14 protein-coding genes and 1 pseudogene are annotated in these 14,570 nt (G+C 44.0%); 6 read left to right on the forward strand and 9 right to left on the reverse strand.

All coding sequences use genetic code 11. The features are described 5' to 3' along the window. Positions 1–635 precede the first annotated feature (635 nt). Both AC2VE5_RS20135 and AC2VE5_RS20140 read left to right on the forward strand, forming a co-directional pair. Positions 636–923, forward strand: coding sequence for a hypothetical protein (locus AC2VE5_RS20135; RefSeq protein ID WP_486889472.1), 288 nt, complete (start codon positions 636–638; stop codon positions 921–923). After that, positions 923–1,213: a hypothetical protein gene (locus AC2VE5_RS20140; protein WP_486889473.1), complete on the forward strand. Its 291-nt coding sequence runs from the start codon at positions 923–925 to the stop codon at positions 1,211–1,213. The genes AC2VE5_RS20135 and AC2VE5_RS20140 overlap by 1 nt, the downstream gene beginning before the upstream one ends. A 141-nt stretch (positions 1,214–1,354) precedes the next feature. On the opposite strand, the gene AC2VE5_RS20145 is transcribed toward AC2VE5_RS20140, so the two are convergent. Continuing rightward, positions 1,355–2,260, reverse strand: a complete 906-nt coding sequence (locus AC2VE5_RS20145; protein ID WP_486889474.1) for a tyrosine-type recombinase/integrase — start codon at positions 2,258–2,260, stop codon at positions 1,355–1,357. Positions 2,261–2,383: 123 nt separating this feature from the next. On the opposite strand from AC2VE5_RS20145, the gene AC2VE5_RS20150 reads away from it, so the two are divergent. From AC2VE5_RS20150 to AC2VE5_RS20160, 3 genes are read left to right on the forward strand one after another with little or no spacing between them, the layout of a single operon-like run. Next, entirely contained in the window at positions 2,384–2,965 is a 582-nt protein-coding gene (locus AC2VE5_RS20150; RefSeq protein ID WP_486889475.1) for a Uma2 family endonuclease, read from the forward strand. After that, positions 2,949–3,458 (forward strand): hypothetical protein, encoded by a 510-nt coding sequence (locus AC2VE5_RS20155; protein WP_486889476.1) that lies wholly within the window; start codon positions 2,949–2,951, stop codon positions 3,456–3,458. The genes AC2VE5_RS20150 and AC2VE5_RS20155 overlap by 17 nt, the downstream gene beginning before the upstream one ends. Further along, the gene (locus tag AC2VE5_RS20160) at positions 3,458–4,123 is read left to right on the forward strand and encodes a hypothetical protein (protein WP_486889477.1); all 666 of its coding nucleotides are present in this window, start codon (positions 3,458–3,460) and stop codon (positions 4,121–4,123) included. Before AC2VE5_RS20155 ends, AC2VE5_RS20160 begins: the two co-directional genes overlap by 1 nt. Before the next feature lie 3 nt (positions 4,124–4,126). On the opposite strand, the gene AC2VE5_RS20165 is transcribed toward AC2VE5_RS20160, so the two are convergent. The 6 genes from AC2VE5_RS20165 to AC2VE5_RS20190 form a co-directional block, all read right to left on the reverse strand. Then, on the reverse strand, positions 4,127–4,294 hold the full coding sequence (locus tag AC2VE5_RS20165) for a hypothetical protein (protein ID WP_486889478.1): 168 nt from the start codon (positions 4,292–4,294) through the stop codon (positions 4,127–4,129). 144 nt (positions 4,295–4,438) lie between these two features. After that, positions 4,439–5,227: a hypothetical protein gene (locus AC2VE5_RS20170; RefSeq protein ID WP_486889479.1), complete on the reverse strand. Its 789-nt coding sequence runs from the start codon at positions 5,225–5,227 to the stop codon at positions 4,439–4,441. Further along, positions 5,211–6,647, reverse strand: a complete 1,437-nt coding sequence (locus AC2VE5_RS20175) for a hypothetical protein (protein WP_486889480.1) — start codon at positions 6,645–6,647, stop codon at positions 5,211–5,213. The genes AC2VE5_RS20170 and AC2VE5_RS20175 overlap by 17 nt, the downstream gene beginning before the upstream one ends. Positions 6,648–6,668: 21 nt before the next feature. Next, positions 6,669–9,986: a DUF3987 domain-containing protein gene (locus AC2VE5_RS20180; protein ID WP_486889481.1), complete on the reverse strand. Its 3,318-nt coding sequence runs from the start codon at positions 9,984–9,986 to the stop codon at positions 6,669–6,671. A 147-nt stretch (positions 9,987–10,133) separates the two neighbouring features. Then, complete coding sequence (locus tag AC2VE5_RS20185) at positions 10,134–10,364, reverse strand: hypothetical protein (RefSeq protein ID WP_486889482.1); 231 nt, start codon at positions 10,362–10,364, stop codon at positions 10,134–10,136. Positions 10,365–10,850: 486 nt separating this feature from the next. After that, entirely contained in the window at positions 10,851–11,864 is a 1,014-nt protein-coding gene (locus tag AC2VE5_RS20190; protein WP_486889483.1) for a response regulator, read from the reverse strand. A 196-nt stretch (positions 11,865–12,060) separates the two neighbouring features. Here AC2VE5_RS20190 and AC2VE5_RS20195 point away from each other — a divergent pair, with 196 nt between their 5' ends. Further along, positions 12,061–13,743: a ShlB/FhaC/HecB family hemolysin secretion/activation protein gene (locus tag AC2VE5_RS20195; protein ID WP_486889484.1), complete on the forward strand. Its 1,683-nt coding sequence runs from the start codon at positions 12,061–12,063 to the stop codon at positions 13,741–13,743. A gap of 65 nt (positions 13,744–13,808) precedes the next feature. Here the strand turns inward: AC2VE5_RS20195 and AC2VE5_RS20200 are convergent, their stop codons facing one another. After that, positions 13,809–14,183, reverse strand: coding sequence for a hypothetical protein (locus AC2VE5_RS20200; protein WP_486889485.1), 375 nt, complete (start codon positions 14,181–14,183; stop codon positions 13,809–13,811). 270 nt (positions 14,184–14,453) lie between these two features. After that, a pseudogene (locus tag AC2VE5_RS20205) lies at positions 14,454–14,570 on the reverse strand (IS630 family transposase); the annotation flags it as partial.

Here is a 14,570-nt window from a genome sequence, read left to right on the forward strand (position 1 = left end):
AAGTTTGTCACTGTGTAGTTGATGGGACTGCTCAACAGATATTGGCAGTAGTCAAGTTTGGTGAATCTCATCCCTCTGTTTTAAAATTTTCCTGTTTGCATGAACCTATCCCCTTGCGTAAGTCCTGATTAAATGTTTTAGGAAAGGCTAAAAATAAAATTTGGTACAAGGCGTAGATCGAAGGTTCGTGCAACCAGGTGCAGCCTGTAACTAGAATTCTTATACAGCTATAGTTACAGGAATTTACCTAAAGAACAATCACAAGGAGCGGAAAGATAAGCTGCACAAATAGTTTTCTTAACACATATACAATCAGAAAACTTTACCTAAAACAGAACTTGGAGCGCATGAAAACATCTAGCTCAAAGCTTTATGACTGCGTTTTTGTTCTGAAGGACATTGCCTAAAAAAAGACAAACTAGGCAAAGTAATGATTGGCAATTATTATCAATAAACCCCTCAAATGGGGTTGACAAACATGATATCATACTAAATTGCCCCTGGTTGCACGAACCTTCTATTTACGCCTATTAGTGTGGATAGATGTTATTAAAATAAGCGATCGCTCCTTGCATTTATGGGTAAATGGGTATTACCCACTAGAATAAAGATAGTCACACTCGCAAGCTAACTTAATGACCGACCAAAGTTTCCGTGTCCTTAAAGATATGATTCACCCTGACGAGCGCGGTCGTATCACACTAGGAAATTTCGTCAAATCCAAATCTTACAAAGTTATGATCAACGATGCTGGGCAAATTCTGCTCAATCCTGTTGTCACTATCCCCGAACAAGAACTCTGGCTGTGGCAAAATTCTTCAGCTTTAGCAAGCGTTCAACGTGGGATTGAACAAGTAGCAAAACAAGAGACTCACGACCTTGGTTCTTTTGCCCAGTATGCAGACTTAGAGGTTAATGATTAATGCCTTTTCGCTTGCTTTTCTCTTTGGAGGCGAAACTAACGTTAGATAACTTACAGCAGATAGACCCGAAAAAATACCAGAAAGTATTGAAGACTTTGGCGCTGATGGAAACAAACTTGCGTCACCCTAGCCTGAACACTCACAAATACGAATCTATAGCTGGAGCAAATGGAGAGGAAGTATTTGAAGCTTATGTAGAAAATAAGACACCAGCAGCTTTTAGAGTATTTTGGCATTACGGTCCTACAAGGGAAGTAATTACTATCGTGGCGATTACCCCTCATCCTTAACATCCACAACCTGTGATGCCGCATAAGGAGTATGCAGCAGACTCGCCGCCCTACGTTTAGCTGCCTCACATCGCCTGTCGTACCGCGCGGTTGTCACGGGACTACTGTAAGTGCGGCTTTTTCAATTCCAATTGGATGCGCTCATGAGTCCAAATATAAACTAGAACTATCTGTTGGTCGCGCATGAAGATAGCGTCCAGTAGTAGCAATGTTAGCATGACCCAATGTTTCCTTAACTAGATGGATTGGAGCGCCACGATCCATCGCATGACTTGCATGGGCGTGTCTCAGCCAATGAGGGCTAATAGCTTTAGCGATTGTTGGCTCTAGTCCTGGCACTCTTTGAGCCGCAGCTTTAACAATTCGATTTACCTGTAATTGGCTTAAATGTCCCTGCTGTCTGCGACTAATAAATACTGGTTCTTCAAGTGTTGCCGTACCTTGCAGAAATTGCAATTCCTGCCATAGACTAATTGGGAGCTTAATAGCCCGCGTCTTACCGCCTTTACCATACACTAGCACTTGCCCTCCCCCTTCTCGCACTTGCAGCGATGACCATTGTAACTGCGTTATTTCAGATACTCTTAATCCAGCAATATATATCAGTCTCAACAACACTCGGTTACGCAAATTTGGTTCGAGTCCAAGCATCGTCTGTACTACCCATTCTGGTAATATCCGCTCGGCTAAACAGTCCTTTATCTTGGGAAGTGCGATCACTCCGGCAGGATTAGCTTTAAGTAGCCCAGTTTTTTGATGAGCAAAAGTAAACAGAGATTTAATTGCCGCGATCGCCCTCGATTGAGAAGAGACAGCCAAAGAGCCTTGACCGAGTTCAGTTGCGTAGCCCTGAACGTCAGCAAGCGTTATCGACTCAATAGGTTTACCCACAATCGCCAAAAACTTCAGAGCTTCACGGCGATAGTAACGCTGAGTATGGGGTGACTTGCCGTGCAGCCACAAATCAAGCAAGCCCTGCGTGGGTGTAAAAGAGCCATCAAACCTAGAAATTGCCGTAATGGGGGTTAAAGAGGAGGTATCGGACATGAATGTATGATTACGAGGATACTCACTCATTCAATCACACCCAGAAACACACTTTTTACTCTAGCGAAACTCTAACGACATAGCTTAGGGTACAATAAGCTTATCCACGTTTTGAGGTGAACTATGGGTCGTGCCATAAGGAAACTCACTCTGGCTGAGTTTTTGCAAATGCCGGAAAGCGGCGATCACACTGAACTTATTGATGGAGAAATTGTCCTCAAAGTGTCACCGAAATATAAACACGCTTCTGTTCAAGGTCGATTTTTTCGGCTAATGGATGGCTGGTGCGACTTTGAGCAAAGTGGTCGGGTTCTGACACAATGGAGTGTAGTCTTACAACGCCAAGGTCGAGGCTGGGTTTCCGTTCCCGATTTAACCTACGTGTCTTACGAGCGTTTGCCCGCAGACTGGGATGAGGACACGCCTTGTCCTGCCCTACCAGAATTAGTAATTGAAATTATCTCCCCCGGTCAAAGTTTCGCAGAGATGACACAGAAGGCTACAGATTATTTACAAGCTGGAGTCAGTCGTGTCTGGGTGGTAGATAATCAAGCTCAGTCTGTGACTGTTTTTGGTGCAAATGAGTTTCCCCAAAATTTTGGGGTTGGCGACATAATTTCTGATGCGCTGCTGCCAGGACTAGAAGTCGCCATTGCCGATCTGTTTGCAAAAAGGGGCGCTCTCGCTAATGCCGACAAGCGCTAGTGATAAATGCAGACAGTGCAGCAAGTTTTCAGTTGAAAGTGCGATCGCGCGTCATGGAACCCAGGGCGATGGCTGTTGGGTAGGAGAGCGTTGCCACAAGAAGCGCACCTATTATAAAAAACGGGATTTGTACAACCGCAACCGTCGCCTTAAGTATCGCGGGGAGAAGGAGTCTGCGGCGCAATTAGAGTCCACTGATATTCCTACTATCTCGGCAATTATTGTCTATTTCTACCGCCAGCGTAAAGACGAGCCGCTTCATGCCGTATCGGTTGAGTTGTGGATTGGACAGCAGAGAAAGGCAACTCGCGAACCAGTCCATACTCTAGGTTGGACGGGGGCGCACGTCAAACAATACATTACTGGTGCGATCGCTCAATTTAATCAGCAGTATGAGGTAAGTATCAATGGCGTTGCGGCTACTGTAGAACTAAATCCTGGGTTATGTCCGCTCGTTCCTTGTCCTTTGAATATTGACGGACAACAAAGCTGATGCCTACATACACGCAGCTTGAACTAGATTTGTGGGGTAATCTGAAGTCTGCGCTTAATCAACCAGATGGGGCAGATTTTTACGGGCTTTGGCAAGACTTGGAAAGTGCGATCGCTCCTCTGGAGAACAACCAACAACTGCACGTCGCGGCGGAAGCTATTTCGCAAATCGTTGAAGTCTATGTTAAACGAGCTAAAGGCATTTTAGATAGTTTAGAAATCACAAATAATAGCAATGGTCCCGTTCTAGATGATGATTTTCTCTCTGGATTGATGCGCCAATCAATGTCGCTCGATTTGTCGGATTTGATGGAAGAATTTGCTGTTGATATTGAGCCTAATCCTAGTTCTGGGTCGGTAGTATCGGTAATAGATCGCACTGAAGCTAGAGCTTTGGCAAGGAAAGCTAGGGCGCAAATGAAAAAGGAATTGAAAGGTTTGGCGGAACAAGAGGATATTCCTCAGTGGCAGAATGCGATCACACAATGGATGAGCCAGCATCAGGGGACAAAAGTTTCCCTTTGGCAACTCCAGCAAGCGCTAAGTATGCCATTGGTTGAGGTTTGGCTAGGGTTGCTGCATTCCCCTACCCCTTATCAGTGGGATGGCACGGGGGAGTTTTATCGGGAGGCAAGGGATTTTTGGGTCAGCGATCGCATGAGATAAAACTTACCGACCTATCAAAACGGCTTGGTTACTCCCTCTAGTTACAGAACCATCCGCACTCATTTTTTGGGGTTGTCCTAAAACTACCGCCAGTTTAGCGTGAGCCACCGTCTTGCCATCGACATACAACATTCTTCTATTTAAAGTAACGCTATCGAATCCGATAAACACCTGACCATTTACTTGGACGCTGAAGCGCGATTTTTGGTTTTGTAGTGGAGTTGCGGTATTAATTGCCAGAACTGCGGGCGAATTGATTCCGCGATTAGCTAGTTTTACCTTTTTGTGTTTTGAATCTTTGATTGCAGGCGAAGTTTACTGGGACGATTCAATTTCCTTTTGTGCTTCGCGCGCTCTCTCTTTTCTAGCTCCCATAAACTGATTTTGGGCAGTAAACGTATCATCAAGGTTTGTTTTAGCTACCTTTGTTGCCACTTCATCAGGTAATGGATTGGCAACAACTGATTGATTGATGCTCTGGGAGAGAATCTTCTTAAATAATTCCTCTTCTTCAGCACTTGGAACGTATATTTTTCCTTTAGCAATAGCCAGCACCTTACTGTTTCGCCGGACTTGCAGTTCCCAAATTTCTCCCCTTTCTGCGGTGGGCAATATACCTTTGAGTTTTAAAAATGTTGATTGGTTGTGTTGTCTTCCATTTAGCGGTAGTTGCGAATTGCGCCGAACCCTGACAATTACTGATTTTTCAAGGATTTCCTTAATTTCTCCTACTACCCGAAACTTATCAAGGGAAGCTTGTGAGTTCACAGGGCTTCGCTTTTTGTTTTCAATGGGTAAGTCTATTTGCTTTACCTGCATTAAGTCGAAACGCAAGGGGTCAGTGCGAGGGTATACTTTCCAACGGTGTACCCGTTGCAGCCAGTCCTTGGGCGTGTCTTCGCGCTTTTGTAGCTTTTTAATTTGATGAGCCAAATACCAATCAAGTTTTGCATCAATCCTTTGCCCGTCCTCTGTAACTAACACTCCTTGAAACTTTTTCTTTCCGGGCTGGAAGATGCCTGCTACCCAACCCACCGCAGTGTAAATAACTGGGAGTTGGGTAGATTTCTTAGTTCGCTCCTTAAGTTCAGTCATCGATTCCATAGCGTTGCTCCATAAACGTTAACAAGTCAGCTTCAAATTCCGTTAGATATATTTGTCGTCCTAAGCCTTCAAGCGCGTGATAGACACCCCGATCCAGCCTTTCTGCATTATTCCGCAGTCGCTTTATTCGCTTGAGTGTTTCTGGCAGTTGTCGGCGTACATCTGGTAAATCAATGGAGTTAAGATTTTCAGGCTTCACAGCAAGCTCTCCGTCGTAAACATCAACTACTACTGTAAAGTCTCGTAGTTGGGATGCGATTGCCCAGCAGCCATTATATTTGCGCTCCGCTCCTTCTAGTCTAGTCAAGATGAACGAGTCACCAACAGTGCAAACGTCACAGGCTAAAGTTAGCGGCTTTTCCTTGAGGCGTTCGACGATGCCTTTAACCTGCAAACCTGTAGGGTGTTTACCACCTGTTTCTTGTAAGATTTGCTGCCAAGCTTTTATTTGTTGATTAGGTTGAAAAATCGTCAACGAGCGACAAACAGATTCTTTAGCTGGCAAAATGTGACCAAATTGGTCACAAAATTCTTTCAAATTATTTACAACGTTGGCAGCTTCGATTAAACGGTAGGAATGACGGCTACTCAGTCCAAATCGCTCTTGACAGTAAGCATCAAAAGTCCTATGAGTCCAACGATACAGCCGTTTGTCCTTGAGTTCTCGCAATGCCGAGCCTGCTTCATAATATGCACGTTCTACTTTTAATTCCAGGCGATGACGCTCTTTTTCCTCGTCTTGGCTTAACTCACCGATTTCTTGAACAGTAGTAACTACAGCTTCCACCGTAACTACAACTTCTTCAGAGTGCGATGCCAATTCTTTCATTGATTTTTGGTCAGCCCTCTGGATTTTCGAGGTAATTTCAGGGGTACAACTGTTAATATCTACTGGCTCTTTACAATGGTTAACCGCGTCTGGTTTAGACTCTTCAACTATTTGCCACTCCTCACGCTCAAAAACATTCTCATCGGTCGTTTCTACCGCGCCACGCGCTAGTAGCCGTTCTACAGTGAAGGTTTCGCCAGCTTTGTTGTGACCATCAACGATTCGTATGCGATCGCCCACAGCAATAATTTTCGCCATCGCCGCACCATCAATTTGCAACAGATTCGGCTGTTCGGGAATTTGCAATAACCCATCCCAACTTACCCAAACTTCTCCCATCCCCCCAGGTGTAGTTTTTAATTCTTTGACGATGCCAAGTCTGTTTGAATTAAGACGATGTACGGGCATTCCGATTTCAAATCCAGCCCACGCCTGCAAGTTTCGGCTTTTACGCAGAACCGCAGCTAACTCTTTCTCAACCTGTTTGTATTCTTGAACTTTGCTGCGTTGTCCGCGCAGGTTATCTAGGCTGGTATGCAATTGATTTTCTTGCTTTGTCAGTAAAGATATTTCTTCGGTGACGCTAATCATAGATTTAACCGAATCAGTGGGTTAGTTTTTTAAAGAAATTCCACAAATTGCTTCACTACTAAATACAGGGATATTTCTACCGTTTGTCGGATCGTAGAACACCCAAAGTTCTCTGCTACTACCCAAACCTTCGACTGAGACAAATGACAAGTTCTTGACTTCCTCCATCTCCGCCTGGTCGATAGATGCACTCTCACCAATCTTAGAAATTGTGAAGTTCAACCGCTCAAAGACCCAATTGAGCATTTTGATTGGCAGCCAACTTAATTCTTTTAAATGCAATGGCTCCGAGCATAGAAATTCAATTAATACTGAAGCAATTTTTTTCCTTTGACCTTTATCAAATTGGTTCATTGCGTCAATCAGTTTTTGGCTGTCTTTCTGTAACGAGTTAGCTATTTCCATCCAGGTTGTAGATTGCAGCAAAAGTATTGCTAAGTTAGGAGTTGGTGCTATTGGTGGACTATTGGTGGTATCACCAATAGGGTCAATCGTAGGGCTGACAATACTTTGGGCTTCAAAGTTGGTGAATTGGTGAATTGGTTTCTCCGGTAAAAGTTGATGTGGCGGTAGAGCTTCTGGGCAGTGGAATTCTTGGCTTGTAACTTTAGAAAAACAAACAGGTGTTGCTAAATCACCAATTTCACCAATAGTTGTCTGTACTTCATCAGTAGTAAGGCTTTGAGCGATTGGTGATTCCACCAACTCTGCACCAACATCCACCAACTTTTGACTGATGGGAATGTATTTCATCTCACTACCTTCCCCCTCAATTCGTCCATGCCCTGCTGCCGCCAACGCTTTAAATACAACCGAGCGGATTTTCTCGGTTGCCCAACTTTTGAGCGCGTTAATCCGCGTTTTGAGAAACGAAGCATTTAGCCCCTGGTTTGATTTGGCAAAGTATTTCTCTGCCTGGGTTTGGACTTTAAAAAATATGCCTTCCAGCTTTCTCGAAGGAGCGTTGTTGCCGTGAATTAGTTTTTGCTGCCAAAGATAAAAGGAGGAAATTTCTATAGCCCAACGCATTGTCTCGCCGGAAATTGTTGGTTCGGGTAATTTGCCAGCACAGACTGCGTTAACTATATGCAGCCACAGGGCAATTCTTGCCGCGTAAGCTTCGATTTTTGCGTAGACAATCGAGAAACCAAAATAGTTTTCTTCCCTTTCGTCATCGGCTAAAGTGTGGTTCCAGGCTTGGAATAGGACTTTAGCTTCCCGCGTTAATAAATAGTCTTGCTGTGGTAATTCCTCTAATTGCTCGTACAGCCACTCTAAAGTCTCGGTGAAATTGCTATTTGCTTTTGGAGTAAGTAAATCAAGATACCGGGGCGGCGCATCGAGAATTGAGCAATACAAAAACCTGGCGCTGTAGCCGCTAGAAATAAAATTCACATCATCGTTCATTAATCGCGCTAACGTATCCCACTGGTAAGTACCCGTTTTACTAAAAGCAGTGCGGCTAAGAAATAATCTCGCGTCGTGGCGGTCGTAGTTGCAGGCAGCACCGTTAAAAAAACTTAGTTCTAGTTGCAAGTCATCTCCTTTTCCACCACCTTTGTATTGGTTAAGGCGTTGGTAATCGGCAACAAGTTCATCTATGTATTCGAGCAACCCGCGCGGATTTTCTTGGTGGATACGGATTTTAGTGGAGGTCGTAACGTTACTTAAAAGTCGCCGCATTCTTACGGGCGGTTTCTCCTCAGATTTTTTATCCTGCTCGTAGTCGCTAAGATTTGCATCATAAATTTCTTTTGCTTCTCCCTCCATTTTTTCTAGCGGGTAAATTACTTCTTTTTGGGGCGGCGTTTTGGCTTGCCCAGAATGGGCGACGTTAGCCGTCCAAAATATGCAGTCTTGGGTATAGCCAGACACGGGGTCGATAACGATCCTGGCGCTCGTGCCAATTCTTGAAGCGCAAGCAGGCAAGAGAGTATTAAACAGGTATTCTGGCGCTGTAGGCATTGCCGAGGCTTTTGCTATTAGTGGTTCAGCAAGGATGGGATTGAGGTATCGCCCGATATCTAAGCGCTTGCGGCAGTTCTTAATTATCGGCGAGAATGATTCAATGGCGGCAACTACTTCGGTTGCTTGCTCTCCCTCACTATGAATGATTCGGGCGAGGTTTTTAATTTCATTGAACGATTTTTTAACGTCGGCGGCTAAGTCCATTAATGCCGCCGTTTGGGTTGATTCGGTTTCGTAGCTTGTAAGAATATGTTTTATGCGATCGCACAAGTTGATCCTAGAGCTTGTGCTTGGCTGATTACTGCTAGGGCTAAAACCTTTGTGGGGCTTATTATTGTAAGCCGTATTGTTCTTGACGTAGTTCTTCCAGTACCAAGAGCGGAGGCAGTTTTCTACACCATCGGCCGTACAACTAGGCGCGGGATTGCTTTTAGCCGCCGATGCCCAAATTGATTCAATTTCTTTTGTAGGCAAGGGGGGAGAGCAACGAGTGCCATAATTTTCTAGCAATAATTGAGGGTTGCCATCAAAACTTTGTCCGATGGTCTGCAAGTAAGAGGCTGTACCGATGAGGTCACGGGCTAGTTTTGCGCCGCCAAAGTTACGCCCTCCTTGGGCGCAGCCTGATTCCAGCAAGATACGGGATTCTTTAGCTAGACAAACTTCAATTGGTACAGCTTGGGGTACGGGCAACGAAATATCTTCGTAACGCTGGTAGTTGAGGGCGGGAAGCTCTGGGCATATTGTGCTTCCCATAGCGGGTTTTACTAAAGCTTGGAGGCGTTCTCTCAATTGCTCGTAAGAATATTTCTGCCCTGATTCCTGGACTATTTCTGTTCGTCTCGGTTCTCGTCCGGGTTTGACGTGCCAGCCTCCAGCAAGTCTAAATACTCTTGAGGGGTTTTTGTTAATGGGGTCTGCTCCCATAACCTCAATTAACAGGCGTTGCAATTCCCGCCACTGTTCAACATTTATTGGCGTGTTAAATACCCAGTAGGGTTGAGCGGATTTATCGCCGCTATATACGGTCATTGTTGGCTCGAAAAAGCCCAATGTCTCCCAATGTAATAACTGGTCTTCAATGGGTCTGTCGTCCCATTCGCAAAATATCGCTGCGCATTGCTTAATATCCTTATCCTCGTGTCCGCCGCCAGCACCGTTAACTACTACATACGTGCCGCGCTCGTCTTGTTGGTAAGATGCGATCGCTTTCCAATCAAGGGCGTTTAATTTTCTTCCTTTATCGTTGTCTTTTCTATCGTCTTTGGAATGGTAGAAAAAGCGGAGGTAAACTTGGCTAGAAGTGTAGCCTAGGTAGGCTAGTTGTTTCTGAGCTAGTTCGCGATCTGTTTGAGGAAATGCGTAGTTCATTTTGGTTCTCGTTATTTGTGTAGAACCAAGACAACCCTTAGAAATAACTTTGCATTTAGTGCTGAGTTTTGGTAGACTGACGAGCGGATGTAGAGTCGTGGCAGTCTAATCTAGGTTTATTTCTAGGTAGGGATTGTCCCGGCTTTTTTATTGGGTAATTTCAGCTAAATTCAATAGTCGCAAGGTTTTTCGCGCTCGACTTAAGTTCATACAGCAAGCACTAGCCATATTAGTGAGGCTCTCCCACGCTTCTCGATTACCAGAGCGGCGGGTTATTCGAGCGTAGATCCGAAATTTGTAGAAGTCTAGCCCGTAGTCGTCTATTTCACGCTTGACAAACAGGCAAAACTTACTTTTTTCTTGGACGGCAGCAGTCATAGGGCTACCTCCTCTTCTTTGAGAGTAGCTGTAGGGGCTGTAATTCTTATGCTGCCGTTATCTAATGTCTTTGAACCAAAAGAATTTGAAATTATTTTAGGAAATAACTTGCCAAAAGGCACACTAAAGCTGCACAATACTAATAATAGCATTGATGTTCTGACCTCCAGATAGACGGGGTTGGTCGGAGCCTTCGGTGGCGGAAGATAATAGTCTGGGTCGCAATCAGACTTTCCTCACCCACGAAGCTTTATTTAATTGAATAGATCATACTAGGAATTGGCAGTTAAAGCTAAGTTTCCTCAAAACTTTTTGTAGAATCTGTAATTTGGCGGTTTGTTCCCTCGAAAACTGGAAGCAGCACCTCTAGTAAAAATTGCGTTTCTAAGATACTAGCGTAATTTGCTCTACAGATCTATATTATCAGCAACCTCCACTTTTATAAACATAAACGCAATTGGTTATGATTACGAGGTTACAGAATAACTATTCTGCTTTAAAGTCTTTGCTATATAGTCTAATGGGAGGCTTAGACGTGCCTTTTATCTCTGCGGTATCGTTGCTCGGTGGTTCTACTAAGTCTTCTTTAGGTAAAGCTTGAGTGGACTGTTTCTCATCTTGAGAGTAGCCTATTATGGAGAGGATAGCTTTAGCTTTTTCATCAAGAGCGGACGCTGGTCCTAAATAGTACCCTTTGCATCCATTGTCAGTCCAGCGTAGATACAGGTGAATACTGGGTTCTCTAATTTCTCCAGAAGCAGACTTTCTCTTCACAACTCGCTCCTCAATGTATCCCTGCTCTAGAGCAAGTAAAGGTAGCTTCTGTTCATCTAATCCCAAGCGCTCATAAACTTCCTGGGCAATCTCCTCCCTCCTTTCTTGTCTCTCAAGCGCGATATATTCTTGAGATTCTAGTTTATACTTAAGATCATCTATTTCTTCAACATTGAAGTTTTCGATCAGCCGATTGATAACTCCCATTTGGTCAGGTACTTGTAATTGTTTAACGATCTTGTAAGCAATACTTGGAGTTATTTTCTGACTTGAGGGGTCAGACAATAGAGACTTAATTTTTCCAGCTTGTTTAGTTTCTGCTGGTCTTGCTAACTTCGTACTTTGCTTTTTTAATTGAAAAAGCTTGTTGATACATTCTTCTAATTCTTTAAGGTCAATTGGTTTAACTAAAAAATCAAATGTTCCCTCATTCATTGCTTTCCTAATATTAGGTATGTCTGGATAAGCTGAGATGATGATTGTTTTAGCAGGGATACCTTTGTCATTTAATTTTTTGATTAACGTCAGACCATCCATCTCTGGCATCCGAATATCAACCAACACCATATCTATCTTCAGCCCAGAGGCAAGTTTCTCGAAAGCTTCCTTACCATTGGTAGCGTAATGAAATTCGTACTTACCCTCCTTAATTTGTAAATCAAAAAAGTGATTAATTACTCGCTTAAAAAGTATTTCGTCATCTGCAATTAAAATTTTGATTGTCATAGGTTAATTATTGAGGAATAATATAGAGTAAAATCTAATACACTATTGAAGTCTTCAGTTTTGCCAAGAGCTAATATCAAACAGACTGATTGACCGCAAATTTTAAAGATCGCCCCATTATTTCATGAACTTTTACTTACTCATGGCTTGCACAAGTTCGATGTGCTTATGCTGGAATTATCCTATCTTAGCAAAGATGTCTGCTAGTTCAGTAGACTACAAGCAATCTAGAGAAGTTATCGCCCAAGCTCCTTCTATTCCATTAGGAACTCTTGAAGAACAACCTACACCACTACCTTTACCCAACACGCTACCAACTCCTAATCCTTCACCCCTGCTTGCGCCCAAGCGATCTCCTAGCCCCCCTCTTACTCCTGCTGTAACCACAAAAGTCAAAGTGAAGAACATAGAAGTAAGTGGAAGTACAGTTTTTTCCTCTGAAGAATTAGCACAGGCTGTACGCCCGTTTGTAAGGCAAGAATTAAGCTATGAACAATTATTAGAGATCCGAACAGCAATAAACGAATTGTACGTCAGCAATGGTTATGAAACATCAGGGGCATTCTTGCCTCCCCAAGAGATTGACGACGGCGTAGTCCAAGTTCAAATAATAGAAGGAAAACTAGAAAGAATTGACATTTACGGCTTAAGTAAATTAAGACCAGATTACGTGCGAGATCGCCTTCGTCTTGCTGGCTCTGCACCTCTAAATCGTGAGCAACTAAATGCAGGACTGCAACTGCTGAAAAACAACCCCTTGTTTGACGAGGTACAAGCTGAACTAACAGCAGGGACAAGACCTGGGCTAAATGTTCTGATTGTGAAGTTCAAGGAAGCTCCGCCAATAGATGCTGCTTTTGCTTTTGATAATCAGGAAGTCCCTAGTGTGGGTTCTGTTGGTGCGACAGCAGCTTTAGGTTACAACAATTTGCTAGGAGTAGGCGATCGCCTCAATGCCGCAGTAGGAATTACTCAAGGGGTAAATAGTTACAGCCTTAGTTACGAAATTCCCGTCAATGCTCGTAATGGTAAGCTTGGCTTTCGCTACACCAGAGGTAGAAATAGAATTATCTCTGAGCCTTTCGCACCGCTCGATATTACAGGGCGCGCTCAAACCTATACTTTTGATTTTCGCCAACCAGTTATTCTTACCCCGACAGAGGAATTGGCATTCGGGGTGTCTGCTCAGTTGCGTCGCAGCCGCACGTTCTTGTTTGATGACGAACCTTTCTCTTTTACCCCAGGACTGGAGAATGGGGAGTCCAAAGTTAGCGTCTTGCGGTTTAGCACTGACTGGCTTAATCGCCGCAGCCTTGACACAGTATTAGCCGCCAGGTCTACTTTTAGCTTGGGCTTGGGAGTATTGGATGCCACTGTTAACAACACGGGTACAGATGGGCGATTTGTCAGTTGGCAAGGACAATTTCAGTGGGTACAGGCATTGAATGAGCAGAAAGACGCGGTAGTGATCTCGCGCATCGCTGCCCAACTGACACCCGATTCTTTACTGCCCCTAGAGCAGTTTGCCATTGGCGGCGTGGACACGGTACGAGGGTACAGAACAAGCCAGAGGGTAGGGGATAATGGGATTGCTGGTACTGTAGAATTACGTTTGCCCATTGTCCGAGATCCTGGAGGCTTTGGGCTGCTGCAAATTGTTCCTTTCATTGATGCAGGAACAATCTGGAGCAACGGCAATAATGAAGCAAACTCTGCGGATGGGACGCTTTTGAGTACAGGACTGGGACTGCGCTGGCAGTTGAATGACTCGTTATCAGCTAGTTTGGATTGGGGCATTCCACTTATCTCTATCGACCGCCAAGGCGATTCGCTTCAAGACAATGGGATTTCTTTTTCTGTTAGGATTGAACCGTTCTAAAATTTTGTATAGTAAATTTCTAAACCATAACTATTTCTGATTATGATCCGTAACTAATCTTTGCTTTAGGATTTAGCTTGTTCTGGCTGACAAACCTGCGAATCAGCATTGGATATTTCTGGTTGGGGTGACGAAGCTATAAGTGAGGCACGACCGTCCGCTTTCACAATTAATGCTTGCGCTTCAACAATTGGATCTCCTGGCTGCCATTTTCTAGGTAAACTCCCGTTAGCATTGTTATTAGCTGGTGGCACTGACAATTCTTGGGATTGAGCTTTTTCATCTTCTATTGGTTGGACTCCCGTTAAGTTGTCCCATCTTTCAATTCCAGAGTAAGGATTGATGGGCAAACCGCCACTACCAGTGATGACAAAACTACCGCGCTCAACGTTGCGACGAGCTAAACAACTGCCTGCGATCACTTGTTCTGTACTGACCAACCTGTTTTGCAGGGGGGTAATGCTGTTTCTAATGTCTAGTCCAAATGTTTGGATATCTACATTACCATCGATTCCGAACAGGGAGCTTGCTGTAATATCGCTGTCTGGAGATAGGAATAATCCTTGAGTGGTGATTTGAATATTACCACCGCGACCCTCAAAAGCATTAGCTGTAATGTCGCTATCTTCTAAAGCAACTAAGGTGTCTGTATTAATAGTAATGTTGCCTCCATTACGACTACCTCCTGCAGTAGCGGTAATATAGCAATCCTAGGTGGGTTGTGGAAAGACAGCATACTCAAATAACTTTGGGAAGTTAAAGGTTCGACCGTGAGTTACAAGTTCAAACAGGAGTTTGACAAGAAAAAAGGAATCACACAGGTGGTA

The organism is Aliterella sp. E5.1 (assembly GCF_057473825.1).

Bases quoted from the DNA above. Each gene is read 5' to 3' on its own strand.
- AC2VE5_RS20150 (WP_486889475.1), top strand. From the start codon at position 2,384: ATGGGTCGTGCCATAAGGAAACTCACTCTGGCTGAGTTTTTGCAAATG.
- AC2VE5_RS20170 (WP_486889479.1), bottom strand. From the start codon at position 5,227: ATGGAATCGATGACTGAACTTAAGGAGCGAACTAAGAAATCTACCCAA.
- AC2VE5_RS20140 (WP_486889473.1), top strand. From the start codon at position 923: ATGCCTTTTCGCTTGCTTTTCTCTTTGGAGGCGAAACTAACGTTAGAT.
- AC2VE5_RS20155 (WP_486889476.1), top strand. From the start codon at position 2,949: ATGCCGACAAGCGCTAGTGATAAATGCAGACAGTGCAGCAAGTTTTCA.
- AC2VE5_RS20145 (WP_486889474.1), bottom strand. From the start codon at position 2,260: ATGTCCGATACCTCCTCTTTAACCCCCATTACGGCAATTTCTAGGTTT.
- AC2VE5_RS20135 (WP_486889472.1), top strand. From the start codon at position 636: ATGACCGACCAAAGTTTCCGTGTCCTTAAAGATATGATTCACCCTGAC.
- AC2VE5_RS20190 (WP_486889483.1), bottom strand. From the start codon at position 11,864: ATGACAATCAAAATTTTAATTGCAGATGACGAAATACTTTTTAAGCGA.
- AC2VE5_RS20195 (WP_486889484.1), top strand. From the start codon at position 12,061: ATGTCTGCTAGTTCAGTAGACTACAAGCAATCTAGAGAAGTTATCGCC.
- AC2VE5_RS20180 (WP_486889481.1), bottom strand. From the start codon at position 9,986: ATGAACTACGCATTTCCTCAAACAGATCGCGAACTAGCTCAGAAACAA.
- AC2VE5_RS20175 (WP_486889480.1), bottom strand. From the start codon at position 6,647: ATGATTAGCGTCACCGAAGAAATATCTTTACTGACAAAGCAAGAAAAT.
- AC2VE5_RS20185 (WP_486889482.1), bottom strand. From the start codon at position 10,364: ATGACTGCTGCCGTCCAAGAAAAAAGTAAGTTTTGCCTGTTTGTCAAG.
- AC2VE5_RS20160 (WP_486889477.1), top strand. From the start codon at position 3,458: ATGCCTACATACACGCAGCTTGAACTAGATTTGTGGGGTAATCTGAAG.